Genomic DNA, 16,895 nt, shown 5'->3' with positions numbered 1-16,895 from the left:
CCCAGCCCTCGTTATAAGCTCTTGCGCACCATGCGTACCAAGCGCCGGGCCTTGACCTTCAAGCGCTGCAGGCCCGAGCGCGGTTTGCGCGGCTCATGCAGGCCCTGCTGCGCCAGCCAGTCCTTCCAGCGAATCCGCTCCTCGCGCACCACCCAGCCTTCCTGGCGAGCAAAGCTCTCGGCCAATTGCACGCCCCGGGTACTGGCGGCGTGCAGCTTGCCGCTTTTCAAGGTGAACAGCTCGGCGCGGGGTTTGCCGTCTTCGAGGGGGATCAGGTAAAGGTCGGGGCGGCGGCGGTTCAAGCTGACCACCAGTTGCTCTTTTTCCAACCGGTCTTCGGCATGAAACAAACTGAGACTCTTCACTTCCTTCGGCACTTCCAGGCGCAGGTCGTAAACCAGTTGCAGCGAGGCGGTGGGCAAGTGTACGTAGGCGCGGGGCCGTTCGATCAGGTTCATGCTGCCACAGCGTACCGGCCGTGCCGCACCGGACAGCGGGCTGAGGCGAAAATTAGGCGATTCGCGGTAGCGCAGTTTTTCACTGTAGGGCGTGGGCAGCCAGGTTTCGTTAAAGCGCCCTCCGAGCCAGCCCTCCGGTGTTTCCAGCAAGCACTCCTCGGCCACTTCCTGTACGGCGGTGAGCAGTGGCAGCACCATTTCATGGGCCGGTACGTACCCGGAAATCAGTTTGAGCACTACATCGCCACGGTCTTCCCGGCGTTGGCGCACGAGCACCCAGTAGTCACGGTTCTGCCAACTGAGGGTCAAGCGCACCGACACGCCCAGGTTGGCCAGCTCCACGGCAAAGCGGTCGGGCTCTTGCACGTCGACGGGGCGGCGGCGCTCCAGGGTTTGCGCGAAATTAAGGGGCATGCCAATGCTTTGGTAGGTCAGCGCATCCGGCGTGGCTTCGACGAAAAGGGGCAGGGTCTTAAAGTTGCTGGGGTTCTTTCTTATAAGCGTCCGCGGCATTTCCACTCCTCAGCGTTCCAGGTTATCTCCCGTGCAAGACTGCGGCTGCGCTGGCAACGTTGTGGGCCAGGTGCAGCGGGTTGATAGTACCGACAATAGCACTGGCCACACCGGGATGGTCAAACAGCAGTTCGAAGCTAGCACGTACAGGGTCTACGCCGGGGGTCAGACAGGCATGCCCGCTGGCCAGGGCCTTTTTCACCAGAATCGCTTTGCCATGGGCAGCGGCGTAGTCGATGACCGGCCGTTCCTGTTGCTCGTTCAGGTTGTAGGTCACCATGGCGCAGTCCCCGGTTTCCAAGGCTTTAAGGGCGCCTTGCACGGTTTTTCCAGAAAAACCGAAGGCGCGGATCAAGCCTTCGCGCTTGAGCTCGGCGAGGGTGGCATAGACTTCACAGTGCTCGAGAATGTGCAGGTCGTTGCCGTCCGAGTGCACCAGCACCAAGTCGATGAAGTCTGTTTCCAGCCGTTTCAGGCTGCGCAGGACTGATTGCCGGGTGTGCGCGGCGCTGAAGTCGAAACGCGACTGCCCCTGCTCGAACTCTTCACCCACCTTACTGACAATTACCCATTCCTGGCGCTGCCCGCGCAACAGAGGCCCTAGGCGCTCTTCGCTGGTGCCGTAGGCGGGCGCGGTGTCGATCAGGTTGATGCCCAGTTGGCGGGCCTGGTCGAGCAGCATGCGCGCTTGGGTGTCGTCGGGGATCGTGAAGCCGTTGGGGTATTTAACGCCTTGGTCGCGGCCCAGTTTTACCGTGCCCAGGCCCAAGGGCGACACCCGCAGGCCGGTGTCGCCCAAGGGGCGGTGCAAGTCATGCAGGTTAGGCAGGCTCATGGCAGCAGTTGCTCCCATATGGGCTGCGCCAGTGGTGGGCGCGGCAGTGGCGGCAGGGGGGCTACGGGGCCGGGCTTGAGGCTATCGCGCTGTAAGGCGGCGATGACTCGGTCGGCGAAGTCCGGCGCAAGGGCCAGTTTGGTCGGCCAGCCCACCAGCAAGCGCTGCTGGTCGGCGAGAAAGGCGTTATCGGGGCGCACCAGGCCCGACTGCGCAGGCTCCGCGCGATCGACTCGCAGGGTGGCCCAACGCACTTCGCGTAAGTCGACCCACGGCAGCAGTTTAGCGATTTCGTGCTGGGCGACGGCGATCTGCTCGGCAGGCTCGCGGGCGACGCCATCGGCCTCGGCGATATCACCGCCCAGGTACCACACCCACTGGCCATCGGCCGCCGGGTGGGTGGTAACGGTAATGCGCGGCTTCGGCCCGCCGCCCAGGCAGTGGGCGTACAGCGGTTTCAGGCTGGGCCCCTTGGCCAGCACCATGTGCAACGGCCGGGTTTGCATAGCCGGTTGCTCCAGGCCCAAAGCCTGCAACAATGCCTGAGTGCCGCCACCGGCGCTGAGGACAATGCGTTGGGCGCGAATGGCCCGGCCGTCGACCCGCAGGCCGACCAGCTCGGCGTTCTCGCGCAGCGGTTCGATGTGCTCGCCGGCCAGCAAGCCGTCGCCCGCCAGCTCAGCCAGGCGGGCCAACAGGCTGGGAACATCGACCACGAGCTCGGCCAGCCGGTAGACCTTACCTTTGAACCCAGGGTCCTGCAGGGCGGGGGGCAGTTGCTCGCCCTTGACCTGATCGACCCGGCCGCGCACCGCCTTGCTGGCGAAGAAGCTGGTCAAGTTGCCCGCCAGGGTACCCGGCGACCACAGGTAGTGAGCCTCGGAGAGCAAGCGCACACCGCTGAGGTCCAGCTCACCGGTGCCGGCCAAGGCCTCGCGCCAGCGCCGGGGCATGTCGGCGATGGCCTCCGAAGCCCCGGTAAGAGCACCGTGCAACGCGTATTTGGCGCCGCCGTGGATGATGCCTTGGGACTTGAGGGTCTGGCCGCCGCCCAGGGCGCCACGTTCTACCACCAGTGTCGAATAGCCCAGGCGGCGCAGCCTGGCATTGAGCCAGAGGCCGGCGACACCGGCGCCGACGATCAACACGTCAGTGGAGAGTTCGGATGACATGAACGGACCTCGTAGGCGAAAACAGGCGCCCAGTATACAGACTCAGTGCCCGGCGGTTTTCGAGAACAGCTGGATCACCACCACGCCCAATACGATCAGGGCCATACCCAGTATCGCTGGCAGGTCGAGTTTCTGCCCGTAGACGAACAGGGCGGCGATGCTTACCAGGACGATACCCATGCCGGCCCACACGGCGTAGGCGATGCCCACCGGCACGGTGCGTACCACCAGGGTCAGCATCCAGAAGGCCGTGGCGTAGCCCACCACCACCAACACCAGGGGCAGCGGGGTACTCAAGCCCTTGATGGCCTTCATGGAAACGGTGGCGATAACTTCGGCGCAGATGGCAATGGCCAGGTAGTAATAAGCGGTCATGGGGCAAGCCTGTTTTGGATGTAGCCCATTCTTGGCCATGGGCCGCAGGCGGTAAAGGCCTAACGCTGCGCCGAGCATTTGCCTACCCAGGCTTAACGGGTAAACTCCGGCGCCATGAATAGAACCCTGTACACCGTGCTGTTTCATCTAGCGCTACCCCTGGTGGCCCTGCGCTTGTGGCTGCGCGCGCGCAAGGCGCCGGCCTATGCGCGGCGGATCTCTGAGCGCTTTGCCTGGGGGCTGCCGCCGTTGCGCCCGGGCGGGCTCTGGGTGCACGCGGTGTCGGTGGGCGAGAGCATTGCCGCAGCCCCCATGATCCGCCAGTTGCTGCAGCGCTACCCAGAGCTGCCGATCACGGTGACCTGCATGACGCCCACCGGCTCTGAGCGCATTCTGGCGCTGTTCGCCGACGAACCGCGGGTGCAGCACTGCTACCTACCCTACGATTTACCCTGGGCGGCCAAGCGTTTCCTGGCCCGGGTGCAGCCGCGCCTGGCGGTGATCATGGAAACCGAGTTGTGGCCCAACCACATTCACCAATGTTTTCGCCGGGGTATCCCGGTGGCGTTGGCCAATGCTCGGCTGTCGGAGCGCTCGGCGAAGGGTTACGCACGCTTTGCCGGCCTGACCCAGCCGATGCTGGCTGAGATGAGCCTGATCGCGGTGCAGACCGAGACCGAAGCCCAGCGCTTTCGGCAACTTGGCGCCCTTGCGCAGTGCGTGGAAGTCACGGGCTCGATCAAGTTCGACCTGAATATCGACCCACACCTGCCCAGCCGGGCCCTGGAACTGCGGGAGCAGTGGCAGGCTGGGCAGCGGCCGGTGTGGATCGCCGCCAGTACCCATGAAGGCGAAGATGCGATCATCCTCGCTGCCCATCGCCAGCTATTGGCCAGCCATGCTGACGCGCTGTTGATCCTGGTGCCGCGCCACCCCGAGCGCTTCGACACAGTGTTTGCCTTGTGCCAAGAGCAGGGTCTAGCCACGCTGCGGCGTTCCGCCCAGCCAACGGTGAGCGCTTCGACCCAAGTGCTACTGGGCGACACCATGGGCGAGTTACTGTTTCTCTATGCCCTGGCCGACATCGCCTTTGTCGGTGGCAGCCTGGTTGCCAATGGCGGGCACAACCTGCTGGAGCCTGCGGCGCTGTCCAAGCCGGTGCTCAGCGGGCCGCACCTGTTCAACTTTACCGAGATCGCGGCGCTGTTACGGGCAGCCAAAGCTTTGCAGGAAGTCGACGACGCCGCTGCGCTGACGACCGCCGTACAGCGCTTGATCGAACTCCCACGCGACGCGCAGAACATGGGCGCGGCGGGGCTGATGGTCATGCGCGCCAACCAGGGCGCGCTGCAGCGTTTGCTCGATGGCTTGGGACGGTTGCTGAAGTAGCGATCCGCGTTGACCCGCTATCAGCGCTGGGCCTTGGCCGGTTTCAGCTGTTCCTGCGCGGCCTTTTCCAGGTCGGGCGGGAGGAAGTCCCGGTCGGGGTTGTAGTCGGCTTTCAGGTAACGGCTGAGGTCTTGCAGGTCGGTCGGGCTGAGGGTGCCCGCCGCTTGCTTGAGCCGCAGGTTATCGAGAATGTAGTCGTAGCGCGTGTTGTTGTAGTCACGCACGGCGGCATACAGCTGGCGCTGCGCATCCAGCACATCGACGACGTTGCGCGTGCCCACTTGGTAGCCGATTTCCGTGGCCTGCACGGAGCTCTGGTTGGAGATGATCGACTGCTTGCGTGCTTGCACCTGTTCCACGTCAGTGTTGACGGCGCGGTGCAGGTTGCGGGTGTTTTCCACCACCTGGCGGCGCAGGCTTTCGCGCTGTTGTTCGCTCTGGCTCAGGCGTTGGTAAGCTTCACGAACCTGCGAGCTAACCAGCCCACCACTGTACAGCGGGATATTCACCTGAATGCCGATAGACCGCTGCGACGCGTTGCTGCCATACACCACGCCAGGGGTCGACGCCGGGTTGGCAAACCCAAGGTTGTCGTTGTCGCCTCTTTGGTATTGCGCCACGGCGTCCACCGTCGGCGCGTGCCCGGCTTTGCGTTGGCGCAGGGTCTCTTCGGCGGCGTTGACGGCATAATTGCTCGCCTGCAGGTCGAGGTTCTGCTGGGCGGCGGTGTCGACCCAGGCTTTGGCATCGTTAGGCGTCGGCGGCAATATCGGCAGGGTATGGGCGATCCCCTGCAGGGCGTTGTATTCACGGTTGGTCAGCGTCACCAAAGCCTGAAAAGCGTCTTCCACCTGGCGTTGCGAGCTGAGCCGATTGGCCCGGGCGGTGTCGTAGCTGGCCTGGGATTGTAGCGTGTCGGTTTTGTCCGAAAGCCCGACATTGAAACGCTCGTTGGCCTGGTCCAATTGGCGCCGCAGGGCCGCTTCTTCGGCCTTGGCGGTGGCCAGGTTGTCCTGGGCACGCAGTACGCTGAAGTAAGCCTCGGCGCTTTGCAGGATCATATTCTGTTCGGCAGAGGACAGCTGCAGGGCCGCTTGTTCATTGCTGGCCTCGGCGGCCTGGAGTTGAAACCAGCGGTCGGCACGGAAGATCGGCTGGCTTAAGTTAGCTTGATACGCGGTGCCGCTGCGGTTGGCGGTCAGGGCCGGTTGGTCGAGGGTCAGGCGCGTGTCGGTGACATCCGCGCCAAGCGACAGGTTCGGCAGCAGGCCCGCGCGGGCCTGGGGCACGCCTTCGCGCAGTGCACCATAATTGGCTCGGGATGCCGCCAGGTCGGCATTGTTCAACACCGCTTCCTGGTAGACGCTGACCAGGTCGGTCTTGCTCGCCAACGGTGCGGGGGCGGCCACAGCCAGGCCAGTGAATGCAAAGGACACGGCGACCGTCAGTGAGAGTCTGCACAGCATTGGGGCGATCCCTGAGAATGACTTGGCGAGTGTAGTGGCCGCGAGCCTCGGCAACAATCGGCTATTGGACGATTTAGCCTTAAGTTACGCTCGGCAGTGGCGCAGTTTCATCGGCGCGTCTATGCTGTAGCTGTTCTTGTCGGGGTGCCTTGCGTTGAGGCTGAGATCGGATAAATCCGGATCCCGTTGAACCTGATCAGGTTAACGCCTGCGTAGGGAACAAGATTTCTCGTCACCCGGCGAGTCCTCTTGTGCTTCGTCCGGGATGCGGTTCGGCCATCGAACACCCCCCCGCGTACTTAGCACAGCACCCGCTGATTGCAGCGATGGGTGCGTCCATTCGTTCACAGGTTCGCTCCGACAACAATCCACTGCCTGGATGCTGTCTGGAGAGCCCGTGATGACTATAAAAGCAAATAACGCCACCAACTTGAGTGACTCGGCCAAGGTCGATCAACAGTCGGTTCAGCCCTTTACCCGTTCGCAGAAGGTCTATGTGCAGGGCTCGCGCCCGGACATCCGCGTGCCCATGCGGGAAATCAGCCTGGACGTCACCCCCACCGACTTCGGCGGCGAGATCAACGCCCCGGTCGTGGTCTACGACACTTCAGGGCCGTACACCGACCCAGCGGTGAGCATCGATGTTCGTCAGGGCCTGGCCGATGTGCGCTCGCCCTGGATCGAAGCCCGTGGCGATACCGAGCGCCTGAGCGGCCTGAGCTCGCATTTCGGCCGGGAACGTCTGGCCGATGCCGAACTGACCAAGCTGCGCTTTGCCCACGTGAACAACCCACGCCGCGCTAAAGCCGGGGCCAACGTCAGCCAGATGCACTATGCCCGTAAAGGCATTATCACGGCCGAGATGGAATACGTTGCGATTCGCGAGAATATGAAGCTGGAGGTCGCTCGCGCGGCGGGGTTGCTCGACCAGCAGCACGCTGGCCATAGCTTTGGCGCCAGCGTGCCAAAAATCATCACCCCGGAGTTCGTACGCGACGAGATCGCCCGGGGCCGCGCTATTATCCCGGCCAACATCAACCACACCGAACTTGAGCCCATGATCATCGGGCGCAACTTCCTGGTGAAGATCAACGGCAACATTGGTAACAGCGCGTTGGGCTCGTCCATCGAGGAAGAGGTGGCCAAGCTAACCTGGGGTATTCGCTGGGGCTCGGACACGGTGATGGACTTGTCCACCGGCAAGCATATCCATGAAACCCGTGAGTGGATCATCCGTAACTCGCCAGTGCCAATCGGCACTGTGCCCATTTACCAGGCCCTGGAAAAAGTCGGCGGTGCCGCCGAGGAGCTGACCTGGGAATTGTTCCGCGACACGCTCATCGAGCAAGCGGAGCAGGGCGTCGACTATTTCACCATTCACGCCGGCGTCTTGCTGCGCTACGTGCCACTTACGGCCAAGCGGGTGACGGGTATCGTCAGCCGGGGCGGTTCGATCATGGCCAAGTGGTGCCTGGCGCACCATAAAGAAAACTTCCTTTACACCCACTTCGAAGACATCTGCGAAATCATGAAGGCCTACGACGTCAGCTTCTCGCTGGGTGACGGCCTGCGCCCGGGCTCGATTGCCGACGCCAACGACGAAGCGCAATTCGGCGAACTGGAAACCCTGGGCGAGTTGACCAAAATTGCCTGGAAACACGACGTGCAATGCATGATCGAAGGCCCCGGCCACGTGCCGATGCAGCTGATCAAAGAGAACATGGACAAGCAGTTGGAGTGCTGCGACGAGGCGCCGTTCTACACCCTCGGGCCGCTGACCACCGACATCGCGCCGGGCTATGACCATATTACGTCGGGCATTGGCGCGGCGATGATCGGTTGGTTCGGCTGCGCCATGCTGTGTTACGTCACGCCCAAGGAACACCTGGGTTTGCCCAACAAAGATGACGTGAAGACCGGCATCATCACCTACAAGATCGCTGCCCACGCCGCCGATCTTGCCAAAGGCCACCCCGGTGCGCAGATCCGCGACAACGCCTTGAGCAAGGCGCGCTTCGAGTTTCGCTGGGAAGACCAGTTCAACCTGGGCCTGGACCCCGACACCGCGCGGGCGTACCACGATGAAACCCTGCCCAAGGACTCGGCCAAGGTGGCGCACTTCTGCTCGATGTGCGGGCCGAAGTTCTGCTCGATGAAGATCACCCAGGAGGTTCGTGAATACGCGGCGAACCAGAAGATCGCGGCGGTGGATCTGAGCGTGGAGCAGGGCCTGCGCGAGCAGGCCGAACGCTTCAAGCAGGAAGGCAGCCAGCTCTACCAAAAAGTTTGACCTGGTAACCGGCCAGCGGGGGCCGCACTGCGCGCCCCCGTTCTTTTTCACCTATTAGCCCCGAGCGCCCCGTGCAAACACCTAACCTGTATTCCCCAAGTGCCGCGATTCCCGCCAACCAGCGGGTTTTCGGTGCGCGCGACCTGTTCTCTTTGTGGTTCTCCCTGGGCGTCGGCCTGATGGTGCTGCAAACCGGTGCCTTGCTAGCGCCCGGCCTGGGCCTGGCGGGCGGGTTACTGGCGATTGGCTTAGGCACCCTGGTAGGGGTGCTGCTATTGGCCGCCGTGGCGGTGATTGGCAGCGACACAGGCTTGTCAGCCATGGCGGCGCTGCGCTTGACCCTGGGCCAGCGGGGCGCGCCGGTGCCCGCGTTGTTGAACCTGTTGCAGTTGGTGGGGTGGGGGTCGTTCGAGATAATCGTCATGCGCGATGCCGCCAGCCTGTTGGCGGGCCGTACGTTCAGCGAGGGCTCCCTGTGGGCCAGCCCAGTGCTCTGGACCCTGGCCTTTAGCGCGTTGGTCACACTGCTGGCGGTGGGCGGGCCGTTAACCTTTGTGCGCCGAGTGCTGCGCAAGTGGGGGATCTGGCTGCTGTTAGCCGCGTGTATCTGGCTCACCTGGAACCTGATCGCCAAGGCCGACCTGGCGGCCCTGTGGGCTCGCGCGGGGGATGGCAGCCTGCCGTTCGCGGTGGGGTTTGACATCGCCATTGCCATGCCGCTTTCCTGGCTGCCATTGATTGCCGACTACTCGCGCTTTGGTCGGCGCGCCCGCAGTGTATTCGGCGGTACGGCGGTGGGGTTTTTCCTCGGTAATGCCTGGCTGATGAGCCTGGGCGTGGCCTACACGCTGGCGTTCGCGCCCAGCGGTGAGGTCAACGCGTTGTTACTGGCGCTGGCCGGTGCCGGGCTGGGTATTCCACTGCTGCTGATCTTGCTCGACGAGTCGGAAAACGCCTTTGCCGATGTGCACTCGGCGGCGGTATCCAGCAGCTTGCTGGCGGGGCTCAAAGTCGAGCATTTGGCATTGGCCATCGGCCTGCTGTGTACGCTCATTGCGCTGTTCGCGCCCTTGGCCCAGTACCAGAATTTTCTGCTGTTGATCGGCTCGGTGTTCGCGCCGCTGTTTGGCGTGGTACTGGTCGACCACTTCCTGTTGCGTCGTCGCCAGCCTGGCGCCTTGTACTCAGGGTGGCGCTGGGACGCGCTGTTGGCCTGGCTGGGCGGCATTAGCCTGTATCACTTGCTGGCAAATCTGTACCCCGAGCTGGGCGCTACCCTGCCAGCGTTGCTGCTGGCAGGTGCCTTGCACTATCTGTTGGGGCGAGGGATTAGCCGCGGCCCGGGAACAGCTCGGGTTTGATCACCCCGTTCAGGCGTGGGTAGGAAATCTTCAACTCCGGGTGCCCCATGGCGTAGGGCGCCAGGGTGTACACGTCGTACTTGAGCACCACCGCGCCATAGGTCAGGGCAATGTTCGGGGTGCGCTGGAAGGGCCACTCTTTAGCGAAGCCCGGGCCCTGGTCTTTGGCGACAGTGGCCAACCAACCGCGGTGGGCTTCTTCGGCGGCCAGCCAAAATGCTTGCTCCTGGCCTGGTAGCAGCATGTCTTCCAGGGTCAGGACCTTCTGTTGCTGGCGCGAGTAATTGATGAACCCGCGGCCCGGCATGCCGTGGGCGCCGCCGGTGTCCAGGTAGCTGGACAGCTCGACGATCACCAGGCCGTCATGCTGCTCGCGTACCTTGGCTTGCAGGTAGCTGCTGTTGCGGCTTTGGGCCGAGCGCATGAACTGCTCTTCATAGGCCTTGAGCGACATGGGCAGCGGTGCGTCCGGCGAGTTGCGGGTCATTTGCAGCAGGCGCTTTTCGACGATGCTGTCTAGGGCCGGCTCGGCCGGGAAGTGGATCATGTCGATGTTCACCAAAGGGCAGTCGGCCGTAGCGCAGCCTGGCTTCACGTGCTCCCAGGCATCGCGCTTGACTTCCAGCGGTGCGCGGTAGTTGGGTTGGAACAGGCTTTGGCAGGCTCCGAGCGCCAGGGCAACGCAAGCCAGGGTGATGTATTTCAAGAGCGACATGATGGTCCTTGGCAGATAGACAGGAAGTTCGTGCTTCGACTGTGAGCGGCGCCTTCGGTTCGCCACTAAGCTCAATACTATAGATTCGCGCCAGCACCGCCTATCTTGTGGTGCGCCTCGGAGCGTGCAAAGGGGGCTGCAATGCCGCGCCTTCACGGTTAGGATGGCCCGATGCTGAATGAACGGGTAACGAGGTTCCCATGACAGACTCTACAACTTCGAAGCCCACCGCGGTCGAGCTCATCGAGCGTGAAGAGTGCTTCAAGGGTTTTTACAAAGTCGACCGCCTGCATGTGCGCCACGAGCTGTTCGCCGGTGGTATGAGCGACCCAATCAGCCGCGAACTGTTCGTGCGCCACGACGCCGTGTGCGTCTTGCCCTATGACGCGCAGCGTGACGAAGTGGTGCTGATCGAGCAGTTTCGAGTCGGTGCCTTGGGCAAGGCGCAGAACCCTTGGCTGATCGAAATGGTCGCCGGCCTGATCGATAAAGACGAACAACCTGAAGAAGTCGCGCACCGTGAGGGCGAAGAAGAAGCAGGCCTGAAGTTCGAGGCGTTGTGGCCGATTACGCGCTACTTCCCGTCCCCGGGCGGCAGTGACGAATTCGTTCATTTGTACCTGGGCCGTTGCTCCAGCGCAGGGGCGGGTGGCCTGCACGGGCTGGAACAAGAAGGTGAAGACATCCGGGTGAAGGTCTGGGCGTTCGAAGATGCCTTACAGGCCGTCCGTGACGGGCGTATTGCCAACGCTGCAACAATCATCGCCATCCAGTGGTTGGCTTTGAATCGCAACGAAGTGAGGGGGCTATGGTCGTGAATGTGCTGCGTGACCGCTACCGGGTCGACCTGGTCGGGTTGCAGGCCGCGTGCGAAGCCAATTATGCGCGCCTGATGCAGCTACTCCCGGACATGCGTAGCCTGCCTCAGGCGCGGCGCATCGCCATGACCCAGGGCGACCAGATGCTCGGGGTACTGGCCCTCGAAGTGGTGCAGGCTTGCCCCTACACCACCACGCTGCAGGTGCGCCAGGAGCACAGCCTGCCATGGTTGCCGGTACCGCAAATGGAGGTCCAGGTGTACCACGACGCGCGCATGGCCGAGGTCATCGGCGCCGAGCACGCGCGGCGCTTTCGCAGCGTCTACCCGTACCCCAACGAAGCGATGCACCAGCCTGACGAAAAGGCCCAACTCAACCTGTTTCTCGGTGAATGGCTGAGCCATTGCCTGGCGTGCGGCCACGAATACGCCCACGTTCGCTAAGCGTTTGTTCGATCATTGTGACCCGCTGCCACTTTTCTGGTTTGCCGGGCCGGCCGATCCCTTCCATAATCGCGGGGTATCCGACCGAGGAAATGGCCTTGCCGAGCCTACCCGTTATTCCCTGCGAGTCTCCCGTACTGCTCGTGCAGATCACCGACAGCCATTTGTTCGCCGAAGCGGACGGCCGCTTGCTGGGCCTCAACACCCGTGACAGCCTGCGTCTGGTGGTGGAGCAAGTGCTGGCCGAGCAGCCGCGTATCGATCTGATGCTGGCCACGGGGGATCTGTCCCAGGACGGCAGCTTCGAGTCCTATGCGGCGTTCGCCCAGGAAACCGCCGCCATCCTGGCCCCCGCGCGCTGGTTCGCCGGTAATCACGACGAGCCCTTGGTGATGGCTGCCGCGGCGCAGAATACCGACCTCATGGCCCCCGTGCTGGACATCGGCCAGTGGCGCATCACCCTGCTGGACTCTTCGGTGTCGGGCTCTGTGCCCGGCTACCTGGCCGACGATCAACTGCAGCTGTTGGTGCAGGCCTTGAGCGAAGCGCCCGAGCGCCATCACTTGGTGTGCCTGCACCACCACCCCGTGTCGATCGACTGCGCCTGGATGGAACCCATCGGCTTGCGCAACCCCCACGCCCTGTTCGAGGTGCTCGACCGTTTCCCCCAAGTGCGTGCCGTACTGTGGGGGCATATCCACCAGGAATACGTCGGTGAGCGCAACGGCGTTCAGCTATTGGCGTCGCCTTCCACCTGCATCCAGTTCTTACCGCGCAGCGTCGACTTCCAGCTCGACACTCTGGCGCCCGGCTACCGCTGGTTGCGCTTGCACGGCGACGGCACCCTGGAAACCGGCGTTTCGCGGTTGCAGGGGTTCGCGTTCGAACCTGACTTCAGTGCCGCCGGTTATTAAAACCTGTGACAGGCAGCCCAGTGCCAGCCTCGCGCGGGTTAAACTGCGCCGTCTTTGAACTCTGCCTGCAGGTAGCGCGCGTGCCCAGCCCGATCCTCTACATTCATGGTTTGAACAGCTCTCCCGCCTCGCTCAAGGCCAGCCAGTTGGTTCAGGCCATGGCCCGGCTCGGGCTGGCCGAGCAACTGAGGGTGCCCGCACTGCACCACCATCCGCGCCAGGCGCTGGCGCAACTGGAGGCGGCCATTGCCGAGCTAGGCACGCCTTTGCTGGTCGGCAGCTCGCTCGGCGGCTACTATGCCACTCACTTGGCCGAACGCCATGGCTTGAAGGCGCTGCTGATCAACCCGGTGGTCAACCCACACCGTCTGTTCGACGGTTTTCTGGGGCCGCAAACCAACCATTACAGCGGTGAAACCTGGCAGTTGACCCTCGACCACGTCGAGGCGCTGGCGGCGCTCGAAGTGCCGGCACCCAAAGATCCGCAACGCTATCAAGTGTGGCTGCAGACCGCCGATGAAACCCTGGACTACCGTCAGGCCGAACGCTTCTACCGGGCCTGTGCCTTGCGCATCCAGGCCGGTGGGGACCACGGTTTCCAAGGGTTCACCGAGCGCCTGCCGGCGCTGTTTTGTTTTGCCGGGGTCGATACCGCCCTTTACCAAGGCATCGACTTTTCTGCACCTTGAGCCTTTTTTTCACGAACGACTGATGATGAGACCCCATGGCCACTCCCAGCGCTAGCTCTTATAACGCCGACGCCATCGAAGTCCTCTCGGGCCTCGACCCGGTGCGTAAACGGCCGGGCATGTACACCGACACCAGTCGGCCGAACCACCTTGCCCAGGAAGTCATCGACAACAGCGTCGACGAGGCGCTGGCCGGGCATGCGCGCTCCATTCAGGTGATCCTGCACGCCGATCACTCCCTTGAGGTGAGCGACGACGGCCGCGGCATGCCGGTGGACATCCACCCCGAAGAAGGCGTCAGTGGCGTCGAGCTGATCCTCACCAAGCTGCACGCTGGCGGCAAGTTCTCCAACAAGAACTACCAATTCTCCGGTGGCTTGCACGGGGTGGGCATTTCGGTGGTCAACGCCTTGTCCCACCAGGTGCGGGTGCGGGTCAAGCGTGACGGTAACGAGTACCAGATTACCTTCGCCGACGGCTTCAAGGCCACCGAGCTGGAAGTGGTCGGCAGCGTTGGCAAGCGCAATACCGGCACCAATGTCTATTTCGCGCCGGATCCTAAATACTTCGATTCCCCCAAGTTTTCCATCAGCCGTCTCAAGCATGTGCTCAAGGCCAAAGCGGTGTTGTGCCCGGGCCTGTTGGTCAGTTTCGAAGACAAAGGCAGCGGCGAGAAAGTCGAATGGCACTACGAAGACGGCCTGCGCTCTTACCTGGTCGATGCGGTCAGCGAGTTCGTCCGTCTCCCCGAGGAGCCGTTCTGCGGCAGCCTGGCGGGTAACAAAGAGGCGGTAGACTGGGCGTTGTTGTGGTTGCCGGAGGGGGGCGACAGTGTTCAGGAAAGCTACGTCAACCTGATCCCTACCGCCCAAGGCGGTACTCACGTCAATGGCTTGCGCCAAGGTTTGCTCGACGCCATGCGCGAGTTTTGCGAGTACCGCAACCTGCTGCCTCGGGGCCTCAAGCTGGCGCCGGAAGACATCTGGGAGCGCATTGCCTTCGTACTCTCCATGAAGATGCAAGACGCCCAGTTTTCCGGCCAGACCAAAGAGCGCCTGTCTTCCCGCGAGGCGGCTGCGTTCGTGTCCGGGGTCGTCAAAGACGCTTTCAGCCTGTGGCTCAATGGCCACCCTGAACTGGGCATGCAACTCGCCGAGTTGGCCATCAGCAACGCCGGCCGCCGCCTCAAGGCGAGCAAAAAGGTCGAGCGCAAGCGCATTACCCAGGGCCCGGCATTGCCGGGCAAGCTGGCCGACTGCGCCGGGCAAGACCCGATGCGCTCTGAGCTGTTCCTGGTGGAAGGCGACTCCGCCGGCGGTTCGGCCAAGCAAGCCCGAGACAAAGAGTTTCAAGCGATCCTGCCGCTGCGTGGGAAAATCCTCAACACCTGGGAAGTCGATGGCAGTGAAGTGCTGGCCAGCCAGGAAGTCCACAACATTGCCGTGGCGATCGGCGTCGACCCCGGTGCCCAGGACATCTCGCAATTGCGCTATGGCAAAATCTGCATCCTCGCCGATGCCGACTCGGACGGCCTGCACATCGCAACGCTGCTATGCGCGTTGTTCGTTCAGCACTTCCGGCCTTTGGTCGACGCTGGCCATGTGTATGTAGCGATGCCGCCGCTGTACCGCATCGACTTGGGCAAAGAAATCTACTATGCCCTCGACGAAGGCGAGCGCGACGGCATTCTCGACCGCCTGGTGGCCGAGAAGAAGCGCGGCAAGCCGCAGGTCACCCGCTTCAAGGGCCTGGGCGAAATGAACCCGCCGCAACTGCGCGAAACCACCATGGACCCCAATACCCGGCGCCTGGTGCAGCTGACCCTGGAAGACTTCCCCGTAGCCTCGGAAATGATGGACATGCTGCTGGCCAAAAAACGCGCCGGTGACCGTAAAAGCTGGCTCGAAACCAAGGGTAACCTGGTCGAGGTGCTGATCTGATGCGTCAGGCCTGGGCGGCATTGCTGTTGCTCGCCGGGCCGGTTTTGGCCGATGCGCCCGCCAGCCCAACTCCGGTTGAATTGAGCCTGGTTTCCGAGCACGTGATCGCCGGGATGGCCCGCGGCAACCTGTCGGGTTTGGCCCAGTGTGGCGACGCGTTATGGGCGGTGTCCGACCGTGACGATCATTCGCTCTACCGCCTGGCCACGCAGGCCTCGCCGTGGCAGGCCGAAGCGATCGATTTTCAGCCCCCCAGTGTGCCCGACAGCGGTTTGCCCTGGGGGCTGCGGGTGCGCACGTGGGTGATGTCGTTCATCCGTGGCGGCGATCTGGACTTCGAAGGTTTGAGCTGCGACGCCCAAGGCAGTGCGTATCTGGTCAGCGAAGCCCACGCTGCGGTGCTCAAGGTGCCAGTCAGCGGCTCGCCCGAGTGGCTGCGGCTGTCGCCTAGCCTGGTGCGACAGGCGCGCGGCAGCGGCATGCTGTTGCACTTCAACGCCCTGTTCGAAGGCGTGGCGGTCAACGGGGCTGGCGACCACCTTTGGCTGGCCGCCGAGCGCGAGCGCCGTGGTTTGCTGGTGGTCAAGCGCCAGCAGACCGCCTGGGACTGCGAAGGCGGGTGCGTGCTGCTGAGCGAGGCGGGCACCGAACCTTTGCCTGCGCAAATGAACAGCAGTCGCCAGGCCTCCCGGGACTTTTCCGACCTCGCCTACTTCAATGGCAAGCTGTTTACCCTGGAACGTAACGCCTATCAGATCTGCCGACGCAACGCGCAAACCGCCGCGCTCGAGCAGTGTTGGTCGTTCGCCGCCGAAGCGCTGGCCCCCCAGCGCCGCTACGACCAGCCATTCGGCCTGGCCGAAGCCTTGGTGGTGGATGCCAGCGGTGCCTGGGTAGGGCTCGACAATAACGAAGGTGCCCGCGCCGACGGCGAGCGTCGGCCCGTCGTCTGGCGTTTTGCCGCGCCTGCCGGTGGCTGGGGTGCAGTGCCGTGACCCAGGCCGTACCCGGCAAACGCGCAGGCCGCGTGTTGTTGATCATCGCCTGGGGCGCGGGGCTGTTTTTGGCGACGCGCTTTTTCGCCGGTTGGGAGGCACGCCAGGCGAACCCGAACATGGCGGTCGACTCGGTGCACGGCGATGGCTATATAGAGGTGCGCCTGGCCGGTAATGGCCAGGGTCACTTCGTCAGCAGCGGCCAGATCAATGGCCAAGCTGTACAGTTCATGCTCGACACGGGCGCCACCGATGTTGCGGTGCCCCAGCGCTTAGCCGCCGAGCTGCAGCTGGAGCAAGGTGCGCCGGTCACCGTCAGCACCGCCAATGGCCGCACCCAGGGCTACCGCACGCGCCTGGAGCGGGTGCAATTGGGGGATATCCAGCTGCGCGACGTTCGCGCGCTGGTGGTCCCGGGCCTGGACGGCGAGCAGGTCCTATTGGGCATGAGTGCTCTGAAAAAACTCGAATTCACCCAGCGCGGCGGCAGTTTGTTGCTGCGCCAGACCACGAAATAATGAG

The 16,895-nt window shown here is 63.3% G+C and carries 16 protein-coding genes and 1 riboswitch; of the genes, 10 read left to right on the top strand and 6 right to left on the bottom strand.

Translation table 11 applies throughout. The features are described 5' to 3' along the window. Positions 1-11 precede the first annotated feature (11 nt). From QCL65_RS23570 to QCL65_RS23555, 4 genes are read right to left on the bottom strand one after another with little or no spacing between them, the layout of a single operon-like run. The gene (locus QCL65_RS23570) at positions 12-971 is read right to left on the bottom strand and encodes a metal ABC transporter ATPase (RefSeq protein WP_407313163.1); all 960 of its coding nucleotides are present in this window, start codon (positions 969-971) and stop codon (positions 12-14) included. Between the two features lie 22 nt (positions 972-993). After that, complete coding sequence (locus tag QCL65_RS23565; protein ID WP_407313161.1) at positions 994-1,806, bottom strand: aldo/keto reductase; 813 nt, start codon at positions 1,804-1,806, stop codon at positions 994-996. Then, positions 1,803-2,978, bottom strand: coding sequence for an NAD(P)/FAD-dependent oxidoreductase (locus tag QCL65_RS23560; protein ID WP_407313159.1), 1,176 nt, complete (start codon positions 2,976-2,978; stop codon positions 1,803-1,805). Before QCL65_RS23560 ends, QCL65_RS23565 begins: the two co-directional genes overlap by 4 nt. Positions 2,979-3,020: 42 nt before the next feature. Beyond that, positions 3,021-3,353 (bottom strand): DMT family transporter, encoded by a 333-nt coding sequence (locus QCL65_RS23555; protein WP_407313157.1) that lies wholly within the window; start codon positions 3,351-3,353, stop codon positions 3,021-3,023. Positions 3,354-3,467: 114 nt separating this feature from the next. On the opposite strand from QCL65_RS23555, the gene waaA reads away from it, so the two are divergent. Continuing rightward, a complete protein-coding gene (gene waaA / locus QCL65_RS23550) occupies positions 3,468-4,742 on the top strand; it encodes a lipid IV(A) 3-deoxy-D-manno-octulosonic acid transferase (RefSeq protein ID WP_407313155.1) in 1,275 nt (424 codons plus the stop codon). Between the two features lie 20 nt (positions 4,743-4,762). Here waaA and QCL65_RS23545 read toward each other — a convergent pair whose 3' ends face one another. Then, positions 4,763-6,208, bottom strand: a complete 1,446-nt coding sequence (locus QCL65_RS23545; protein ID WP_407313153.1) for a TolC family outer membrane protein — start codon at positions 6,206-6,208, stop codon at positions 4,763-4,765. Positions 6,209-6,338: 130 nt separating this feature from the next. Continuing rightward, a riboswitch (TPP riboswitch) is annotated at positions 6,339-6,444 on the top strand. Between the two features lie 164 nt (positions 6,445-6,608). Here QCL65_RS23545 and thiC point away from each other — a divergent pair. Both thiC and cytX read left to right on the top strand, forming a co-directional pair. Continuing rightward, a complete protein-coding gene (gene thiC, locus QCL65_RS23540) occupies positions 6,609-8,498 on the top strand; it encodes a phosphomethylpyrimidine synthase ThiC (protein WP_407313151.1) in 1,890 nt (629 codons plus the stop codon). 71 nt (positions 8,499-8,569) lie between these two features. Continuing rightward, a complete protein-coding gene (cytX, locus tag QCL65_RS23535) occupies positions 8,570-9,859 on the top strand; it encodes a putative hydroxymethylpyrimidine transporter CytX (protein WP_407313149.1) in 1,290 nt (429 codons plus the stop codon). On the opposite strand, the gene QCL65_RS23530 is transcribed toward cytX, so the two are convergent. Further along, positions 9,828-10,574 carry an RsiV family protein gene (locus QCL65_RS23530; RefSeq protein ID WP_407313147.1) on the bottom strand — a complete coding sequence of 249 codons (747 nt, stop codon included), beginning with the start codon at positions 10,572-10,574 and terminating at the stop codon, positions 9,828-9,830. The two genes, cytX and QCL65_RS23530, sit on opposite strands and share 32 nt — an antisense overlap. 200 nt (positions 10,575-10,774) lie before the next feature. Here QCL65_RS23530 and QCL65_RS23525 point away from each other — a divergent pair, with 200 nt between their 5' ends. From QCL65_RS23525 to QCL65_RS23495, 7 genes are all read left to right on the top strand, one after another. After that, complete coding sequence (locus QCL65_RS23525; RefSeq protein WP_407313145.1) at positions 10,775-11,392, top strand: NUDIX domain-containing protein; 618 nt, start codon at positions 10,775-10,777, stop codon at positions 11,390-11,392. Then, entirely contained in the window at positions 11,383-11,835 is a 453-nt protein-coding gene (locus tag QCL65_RS23520) for a DUF1249 domain-containing protein (protein ID WP_407313143.1), read from the top strand. The genes QCL65_RS23525 and QCL65_RS23520 overlap by 10 nt, the downstream gene beginning before the upstream one ends. 98 nt (positions 11,836-11,933) lie before the next feature. Further along, a complete protein-coding gene (gene cpdA / locus QCL65_RS23515; RefSeq protein ID WP_407313141.1) occupies positions 11,934-12,749 on the top strand; it encodes a 3',5'-cyclic-AMP phosphodiesterase in 816 nt (271 codons plus the stop codon). 80 nt (positions 12,750-12,829) lie between these two features. Then, on the top strand, positions 12,830-13,438 hold the full coding sequence (locus QCL65_RS23510) for a YqiA/YcfP family alpha/beta fold hydrolase (protein ID WP_407313139.1): 609 nt from the start codon (positions 12,830-12,832) through the stop codon (positions 13,436-13,438). Positions 13,439-13,473: 35 nt separating this feature from the next. After that, a complete protein-coding gene (gene parE / locus QCL65_RS23505) occupies positions 13,474-15,378 on the top strand; it encodes a DNA topoisomerase IV subunit B (protein ID WP_407313137.1) in 1,905 nt (634 codons plus the stop codon). After that, positions 15,378-16,373, top strand: coding sequence for an esterase-like activity of phytase family protein (locus QCL65_RS23500; protein WP_407313135.1), 996 nt, complete (start codon positions 15,378-15,380; stop codon positions 16,371-16,373). The genes parE and QCL65_RS23500 overlap by 1 nt, the downstream gene beginning before the upstream one ends. Further along, positions 16,370-16,891 (top strand): TIGR02281 family clan AA aspartic protease, encoded by a 522-nt coding sequence (locus tag QCL65_RS23495; RefSeq protein ID WP_407313133.1) that lies wholly within the window; start codon positions 16,370-16,372, stop codon positions 16,889-16,891. Before QCL65_RS23500 ends, QCL65_RS23495 begins: the two co-directional genes overlap by 4 nt. Positions 16,892-16,895 lie beyond the last annotated feature (4 nt).

Origin of the sequence: Pseudomonas sp. nanlin1 (assembly GCF_045571515.1) — a bacterium.
In the GTDB taxonomy this organism is placed as follows: Bacteria; Pseudomonadota; Gammaproteobacteria; order Pseudomonadales; family Pseudomonadaceae; genus Aquipseudomonas.
The sequence above is the reverse complement of the archived record's forward strand: the minus strand, read 5'-3'. Positions and strand labels throughout refer to the sequence as shown.